The organism is Streptomyces sp. NRRL B-24572, from assembly GCF_002156145.1.
Lineage (GTDB): Bacteria > Actinomycetota > Actinomycetes > Streptomycetales > Streptomycetaceae > Streptomyces > Streptomyces vietnamensis.
Window position 1 is genome coordinate 1 of the sequence record NZ_MWIG01000652.1, and the last position, 7507, is coordinate 7507.

A 7507-nucleotide genomic window follows, 5' to 3' on the forward strand; every position below is an offset into this window, starting at 1 on the left:
CCCCGCCCACAGGTCCACGGCGTCGATGACGAGGGTCGGGTCGGCGAGGCTGTGGATCTGGAGGAGCGCGGCGGCGGCGTGACGGTCCCCGCCCTCCCCCTCGCGGTCCGGGGCGTCGAAGAGCTCGTACGGCGACAGGTCGAGGCGGAGCGAGACCCGCACCCCCGCGTCCATCCCGGCTGCCGCCTCGGCGGCCCAGGCACGCGCGCGGGGCAGGTGCTGCGGGGCGTGCGCCGCGAACGGCGCGCCGACCGCGTGGGCGGCGGCCGGGGTGCGGGGCAGCGTGTCGGCGACCGCGTCGAGGAAGGAGCGCACGAGGGCCTCGGGCTCGGGCAGCCGCAGCGGACCGCGTCCCGGCACCGGCACGGCGTACCCCTCGTACGGCAGGGCGGCGGCGACGGCCCGCAGATGGGCGATGTCCTCGGCGTCCAGGGGGCCGGCCCGCCAGGCGTCCAGGTCGTCGGCGGTCAGCCCCGGCAGCAGCCGCCCGCGCGCGGCGAGGTGCAGGGCGTGCAGGGCGGCGGCGCCCCAGCCGGCGGTGGCGGGGTGCGCGGCCGGGTGGTGGCGGGCCTCGACGAGGTGCGGCAGGGCGGCCTCGACGGGCAGGGTCACGGCGGGCACGGCACGGCCCCGGGCGCCGCTGCCGTGGCGCCGGGCCACGGTCAGCTCGACCCGCTCCGCCCCGCTCGCCGCCGGGTCCGGCAGCGCACCGCCGTCGGGGGCCCAGAAGGCGACCCGGCCGTCACGGGGAAGGGCGGCCGGCAGGAAGACGGCGGCGCTGGTCATCCAGGTGTGTGCCACGGCTCCGCTCCCCTCCCGCTGTCCGTCATCCCTCGACTGGACCTCCGACCTTACGGGTGGGGTCTGACAACGGGCGTCGGGTGGTTCCCCCGGACGGCCCAGCAAAGGATGCCGGCGGTCACCGGAGGCGGCATGGTGGCCTGAAACGACACGACAGAAGAGGATCCGCCATGTCCGTTCGCCGGCGTCTCACGACCGCCACCGGGGCCGTGCTGCTCACCCTCGCCGTCGCCGGCTGCTCGGGCCTCGGCCGCAGTGCCGTGGGCACGATCGAGTACGAGACGCAGCGTGAGCTCCTGGTGAGCGTGACCAGCCCCTCCGTGAACGGCTGCCACCGCCTGGCGCCCTCGGGCGTGACCAAGGTCCGGAACAACTCCCTGAACGACATCGTGATGTACCGGACCCGCGACTGTAAGGGCGGGAACTCTATCTACGTGGCCACCAACACCGCGAACCAGATCGCCCCGGACACCCTGCCCTGGCGCAGCTACAGCGTCGTCCACTAGCCGGAGCGGCGTGCCGCGAGGCGCGTGTTCCGTTTCCCCCACCCCGGGTACATGCTGGAAGTGACCTCGGGGCTCCGAGGGGAGATGCGACCGTCATGCGTACCGGGAACGAGCCGGCGACCGCGCGCAGCGCCCTGCGCCTGCGGTTCTGGCTGAGCGTGTGGGGGCTGCTCTGGGCGGTCTTCGGGACGACCGTGTTCTCCCTGTTGGGGCGCCCCGGCTGGGCGGCGGCCTGCGGGGTGCTGTTCCTGGTGGTCACGGTCGACCTGGCGGTGGTGCTGCACCACATCCACCAGGGCTCGCACTGGCAGCCGGGCCGGAGCATCCCCCCGTACGAACCCGATCACGGCAACCCGCGACGCTGACGTCCCGCCCGCACCCGCTCAGTTCTGCGCGTCGAAGCCCGCCGCCCGGAGGTACTCCGGCTTGGGGTCGAGCGCGGCGGCGAGCCGGAAGTGCCGCATGGCCTGGGCGGTCTTCCCGGAGCGTTCGAAGGTGCGGGCCAGCGCGAAGTGGGCGAAGGCGTTGTCCGGCTCGCGCTCCAGGACCAGCTCGAACTCCAGCTGCGCCGGGCGGAGCTGCGCGGCGGCGAAGAACGCGCGGGCGCGCAGCAGGCGCGCGGCCGTGTTCTCGGGATGGGCGGCGATCACCGAGTCCAGCAGCTTCACGGCCCCGCGAGGATCCCGCGCGGCCAGCAGGTGCTCGGCGGCGCGGAAGTCGATGACGTGCGTTTCCGGGTTGCTGTCGGCCACGATGGCATCCTTCCCCTCGATCCGGTGGTTGAACACCGGATCGAGGCGACCGCATTCCGCCGCTACTCCCCGGCGGCGGCCTTCGCGCGTCGTTCCAGGTCCTCCCAGACCTTCCGCACCTGGGGTTCGAGCGCGTCGAGCGGCCCGTCGTTGTCGATCACGAGGTCCGCGACGGCCAGCCGCTGCGCGCGCGTGGCCTGGGCCGCCATCCGGGCCTCGGCCTCGGACGCCGCCATGCCCCGGAGCCGTACGAGCCGGTCGAGCTGGGTCTCCGGGGACGCGTCCACGACCACGACCAGGTCGTACAGCGGCGCGAGCCCGTTCTCGGTGAGCAGGGGTACGTCGTGGACGACGACGTCGTCGGCGCCCGCACGGCTCTCCAGCTCCGCCGACCGGGCCCCGACCAGGGGGTGCACGATGGCGTTGAGGGTGGCCAGGCGGTCGGCGTCGGCGAACACGATGGAGCCGAGCTTCGGCCGGTCGAGCGTCCCCTCCGCGGTGAGGACGTCGTCCCCGAAGGCCTCCACGACGGCCGCGAGCCCCGGGGTCCCGGGTTCGACGACCTCGCGCGCGATCCGGTCCGCGTCGATCAGTACGGCTCCGTACGAGACGAGCAGCCGTGACACTTCGCTCTTGCCGGCGCCGATCCCGCCGGTCAGGCCCACCTTCAGCATGAGCGGCAGCTTAGGGCCTGCCCCGGTGGGGCTAGGAGTCGCCCTCCCGCTCCGCGAGGAAGCGCTCGAACTCGCGACCCAGCTCGTCGGCCGACGGCAGGTCGACCGGCTCGGCGACCAGGCTGCCGCGCGTCTCGGCACCGGCGGCCGCGTCGTACTGGTGCTCAAGGCCCTGCACGAGCGCCACCAGCTCCTCGTCGCCCTCGCCGATCTGGCGGTCGATCTCGGTCTGGGTGCGGCGGGCCTCGGTCCGCAGGGAGTGGGCGACACCGGGGAGGACGAGGCCGGTGGCGGCGGTGACGGCCTCCAGGGCGGTCAGGGCCGCGTCCGGGTACGGGGACCGGGCCACGTAGTGCGGGACGTGGGCGGCGACGCCGAGGGTGTCGTGGCCGGCTTCGGTGAGCCGGTACTCGACGAGGGACTCGGCGCTGCCGGGGACCTGGGCCTCGTCGAAGGGGCTGCGGTGGCCGGGCATGAGGTCGGTGCGGCTGCCGTGCGGGGTGAGGCCGACCGGGCGGGTGTGCGGCACGCCCATGGGGATGCCGTGGAAGTTGACGGAGAGGCGCACGCCGAGGCGCTCGACGATCTGGCGGACGGCGACGGCGAACCGCTCCCACTCCACGTCCGGCTCCGGCCCGGAGAGGACGAGGAAGGGCGCGCCGGTGGCGTCCTGCACGAGGCGGACCTCGATGGACGGCGTCTCGTACGCGGTCCAGCGGTCGCGCCGGAAGGTCAGCAGCGGGCGGCGGGCCCGGTAGTCCACGAGCCGGTCGTGGTCGAAGCGGGCCACCAGCTGGTGCGGGAGGGTGTCGAGCAGCCGGTCGATGATCTGCTCACCGGTCTCGCCCGCGTCGATGTAGCCGTCGAAGTGGTACAGCATGACAAGCCCGGCCGACTCCTGCGCCAGGGCCAGGTCGACGACGGCCACGCCCTTCGGGTCCCATTCGTACAAATCCTGGGGATCAAGCACGATTACCGCTCCTCCTCGTGTTCTCTCTGGAAACGCCGGGCGCGGCACGGCCATTCCCGGGTCGCGCGATCTTCCGGAGAACGAGGACGGAAACGACCGAGGCCCGCTCCCCCCGAAGGGGAACGGGCCTCGATTCACCAGCGACTAGCGCTCAGCGGAGAGCCTGTTCAGCTCTGGCCGCCGGCGAGCTTCTCGCGGAGGGCGGCGAGCGCCTCGTCCGACGCCAGGGCGCCGGAGTTGTCGTCCGACTCCGAGGAGTACGAACCACCCGAGATGCCCGCACCGGCGTTGCCGGCGGCCGGGGCGGCAGCGCCCTCGGCAGCGGCGGCCTCGTCGGCCTCGCGGGACTTGATGACCTGAGCCTGGTGCTGCTCGAAGCGAGCCTGCGCCTCGGCGTACTGGGTCTCCCAGGCCTCGCGCTGAGCCTCGTAGCCCTCGAGCCAGTCGTTGGTCTCGGGGTCGAAGCCCTCGGGGTAGATGTAGTTGCCCTGGTCGTCGTAGGACGCGGCCATGCCGTACAGGGTCGGGTCGAACTCGACCGAGGCCGGGTCGGCACCGAAGGACTCGTTGGCCTGCTTCAGCGAGAGGCTGATGCGACGACGCTCGAGGTCGATGTCGATGACCTTGACGAAGATCTCGTCGTTGACCTGGACGACCTGCTCCGGGATCTCCACGTGGCGCTCGGCCAGCTCGGAGATGTGGACCAGACCCTCGATGCCCTCGTCCACGCGGACGAACGCACCGAACGGAACCAGCTTGGTGACCTTACCCGGGACGACCTGGCCGATCTGGTGGGTCCGGGCGAACTGCTGCCACGGGTCCTCCTGCGTCGCCTTCAGCGACAGGGAGACGCGCTCGCGGTCCATGTCCACGTCGAGAACCTCGACGGTGACCTCCTGGCCGACCTCGACAACCTCGGACGGGTGGTCGATGTGCTTCCAGGACAGCTCGGAGACGTGCACGAGGCCGTCGACGCCACCCAGGTCCACGAAGGCACCGAAGTTGACGATCGAGGACACGACGCCGGAGCGGACCTGACCCTTCTGGAGGGTCGTGAGGAAGGTCTGGCGAACCTCGGACTGGGTCTGCTCGAGCCAGGCGCGGCGGGACAGGACCACGTTGTTGCGGTTCTTGTCCAGCTCGATGATCTTGGCCTCGAGCTCCTTGCCCACGTAGGGCTGGAGGTCGCGGACACGACGCATCTCGACGAGGGACGCCGGCAGGAAGCCACGGAGGCCGATGTCGAGGATGAGACCACCCTTGACGACCTCGATGACGGTACCGGTGACGATGCCGTCCTCTTCCTTGATCTTCTCGATGGTGCCCCAGGCACGCTCGTACTGAGCGCGCTTCTTCGAGAGGATCAGGCGGCCTTCCTTGTCCTCCTTCTGGAGAACCAGGGCCTCGATCTCGTCGCCGACCTTGACGACCTCGTTCGGGTCGACGTCGTGCTTGATCGAGAGCTCGCGGCTCGGGATGACACCTTCGGTCTTGTAACCGATGTCGAGCAGGACCTCGTCCCGGTCGACCTTCACGATGACGCCGTCGACGATGTCGCCGTCGTTGAAGTACTTGATCGTCTCGTCGATCGCGGCGAGGAAGGCTTCCTCGTTACCGATGTCGTTGACCGCAACCTGCGGGGTGGTGGCGGTGGTCTCGGTGCTGCTCGTCATGTGGGAAAGGGCTCCGGTTACGGACAGAAAGTCGTAGGTACTGCTACGCCGAGAGCCCGTATCGCACCAAGAAGCCGGACAGCCAATGAAGCGCCCTTCCGCGAACGGGAGGGAACCTCGAAAACCGAGGGGACATACAACAGGTGCGAGCACGGCCTGCTCCGTCTGAGGCGCGCAGGCCCGCAGCGCAACCTTTAGCATACGGGGGCGGCCGGACAGGGTCAATGCGCGAAGCGCGCACCCGGGGCAGTTCTGCTCAATTCCGGCACGACTCACGGCCCTTGCGCCACTACGGCGGGGGTCCGCCGCACGGCGGCACTGAGCGCAAACTACATCGGCGGGCGAGATGAACCAAGAGTACGGACACGAAGACGCGGTCGACGGGGACGCCGACGAGGCCGAGGCGACCCGGCGTGACGCGGGGGACGCGGAGAGCAGCCGGGCGAGCCGCGGCTGGTGGGACCGGAACGCCGACGAGTACCAGAGCGAGCACGGGTCCTTCCTGGGCGACGACCGGTTCGTGTGGGGTCCCGAGGGACTCGACGAGGCCGAGGCCGGGCTCCTCGGGCCCGCCGCCTCGCTGAAGGGCCTCGACGTCCTGGAGATCGGCGCGGGAGCGGCGCAGTGTTCGCGGTGGCTGGCGGCGCAGGGGGCACGGCCGGTGGCCCTCGACCTCTCGCACCGGCAGCTCCAGCACGCGCTGCGGATCGGCGGGGGGGTGCCGCTGGTGGAGGCGGACGCGGGGGCGCTGCCCTTCCGGGACGGCTCCTTCGACCTGGCGTGCTCGGCGTACGGCGCGGTGCCGTTCGTCGCCGACCCGGTGCGGGTCTTCCGCGAGGTGCGCCGGGTGCTGCGGCCGGGCGGCCGCTGGGTGTTCTCGGTGACGCACCCGATCCGCTGGGCGTTCCCGGACGAGCCGGGGCCCGAAGGCCTCTCGGTCGCCGCCTCGTACTTCGACCGCACGCCGTACGTCGAGCAGGACGAGCGGGGGCGGGCGGTGTACGTGGAGCACCACCGGACCGTCGGGGACCGGGTGCGGGACGTGGTGGCCGGCGGCTTCCGGCTCGTGGACCTGGTCGAGCCGGAGTGGCCGGCCTGGAACAGCCAGGAGTGGGGCGGCTGGTCCCCTCTGCGGGGGAACCTGATCCCGGGGACGGCGATCTTCGTCTGCGAGCGGGACGACTAGCAGGTCCTGCTCGACCGACCAGTCCTACTTATGGAGGGCCCTGTGGATAACAGGGCCCTCCCTTTTCTTCGCACGTACGAGACTGAGTGCGTGATCCGAAACGACGCAATCGACCGTCTCCCCGTCCGCCATGCCGTCCCCGAGCTGCTCGCCGCGCTCGCGGAGCGCGGCACGGCGGTGCTGTCCGCTCCTCCCGGCACCGGCAAGACGACGCTGGTCCCGCTGGCGCTGGCGGGGCTCATAGGGGACGGACCGGTCCGCCGGGTGCTGGTGGCCGAGCCGCGGCGGATGGCGGTGCGGGCGGCGGCCCGGCGGATGGCCTGGCTGCTCGGCGAGGAGGTCGGCGGCGCGGTCGGCTTCTCGGTGCGCGGCGAGCGACGGTCCGGCCCCGCGACCCGGGTCGAGGTGGTGACGACGGGCATCCTGCTGCAGCGCCTCCAGCGCGATCCGGAGCTGGCGGGCGTGGACGTGGTGCTGCTCGACGAGTGCCACGAGCGGCATCTCGACGCCGACACGGCGATGGCCTTCCTGGTGGACGTACGGGCGGCGCTGCGGCCGGAGCTGAAGCTGATCGCGGCCTCCGCGACGAGCGACGCCGGGGCCTGGGCGGAGCTGCTCACGGTCCTGGACGGCAGCGGGCCCGCGCCGATCGTGTGGAGCGAGGGCGAGGGCCACGGGTACGCGGTGAAGTTCGCCGCGCCGCCGGCCGGGATCAGGCCCGCGCACGGCACCTGGGTGGATCCGGCCCTGCTGCGTCACGTGGCGGCGACGGTCCGGCTCGCGCTGGAGCGGCACGAGGGCGACGTCCTGTGCTTCCTGCCGGGTACGGGGGAGATCGCGCGGACGGCGGGGCTGCTCGACGGGGTGGACGCGGAGGTGCTCCAGCTGCACGGACGGGCTCCCGCCGACGTGCAGGACGCGGTGCTGCGGGGTGCCGGGCCCGGC

Annotated in this window: 8 protein-coding genes and 1 pseudogene; 4 read left to right on the forward strand and 5 right to left on the reverse strand. The window is 72.2% G+C overall.

The genetic code is table 11. The annotated features are described in order from the left end of the window. Positions 1-786, reverse strand: a pseudogene (locus CCN56_RS32685) (ATP-dependent helicase); the annotation flags it as partial. Positions 787-971: 185 nt separating this feature from the next. Here CCN56_RS32685 and CCN56_RS32690 point away from each other — a divergent pair. Further along, positions 972-1307 (forward strand): hypothetical protein, encoded by a 336-nt coding sequence (locus CCN56_RS32690; protein ID WP_086831491.1) that lies wholly within the window; start codon positions 972-974, stop codon positions 1305-1307. Positions 1308-1402: 95 nt separating this feature from the next. Further along, positions 1403-1672 (forward strand): DUF6343 family protein, encoded by a 270-nt coding sequence (locus CCN56_RS32695; protein WP_086831492.1) that lies wholly within the window; start codon positions 1403-1405, stop codon positions 1670-1672. A gap of 18 nt (positions 1673-1690) precedes the next feature. Here the strand turns inward: CCN56_RS32695 and CCN56_RS32700 are convergent, their stop codons facing one another. The 4 genes from CCN56_RS32700 to rpsA all read right to left on the reverse strand — a co-directional run bounded on the left by CCN56_RS32700 (position 1691) and on the right by rpsA (position 5376). Next, the gene (locus CCN56_RS32700) at positions 1691-2059 is read right to left on the reverse strand and encodes a tetratricopeptide repeat protein (RefSeq protein ID WP_086831495.1); all 369 of its coding nucleotides are present in this window, start codon (positions 2057-2059) and stop codon (positions 1691-1693) included. Between the two features lie 62 nt (positions 2060-2121). Continuing rightward, positions 2122-2733: a dephospho-CoA kinase gene (gene coaE / locus CCN56_RS32705; RefSeq protein ID WP_086831493.1), complete on the reverse strand. Its 612-nt coding sequence runs from the start codon at positions 2731-2733 to the stop codon at positions 2122-2124. Between the two features lie 31 nt (positions 2734-2764). After that, positions 2765-3703: a PAC2 family protein gene (locus CCN56_RS32710; RefSeq protein WP_041128693.1), complete on the reverse strand. Its 939-nt coding sequence runs from the start codon at positions 3701-3703 to the stop codon at positions 2765-2767. Between the two features lie 167 nt (positions 3704-3870). Continuing rightward, positions 3871-5376: a 30S ribosomal protein S1 gene (gene rpsA, locus CCN56_RS32715; RefSeq protein ID WP_030692649.1), complete on the reverse strand. Its 1506-nt coding sequence runs from the start codon at positions 5374-5376 to the stop codon at positions 3871-3873. 346 nt (positions 5377-5722) lie between these two features. Between rpsA and CCN56_RS32720 the strand changes: the two genes are divergently transcribed. Beyond that, the gene (locus CCN56_RS32720; RefSeq protein ID WP_086831494.1) at positions 5723-6562 is read left to right on the forward strand and encodes a class I SAM-dependent methyltransferase; all 840 of its coding nucleotides are present in this window, start codon (positions 5723-5725) and stop codon (positions 6560-6562) included. A 90-nt stretch (positions 6563-6652) separates the two neighbouring features. Next, positions 6653-7507: DEAD/DEAH box helicase (locus CCN56_RS32725; protein WP_373412929.1), on the forward strand; the 855-nt coding region annotated here is incomplete at its 3' end.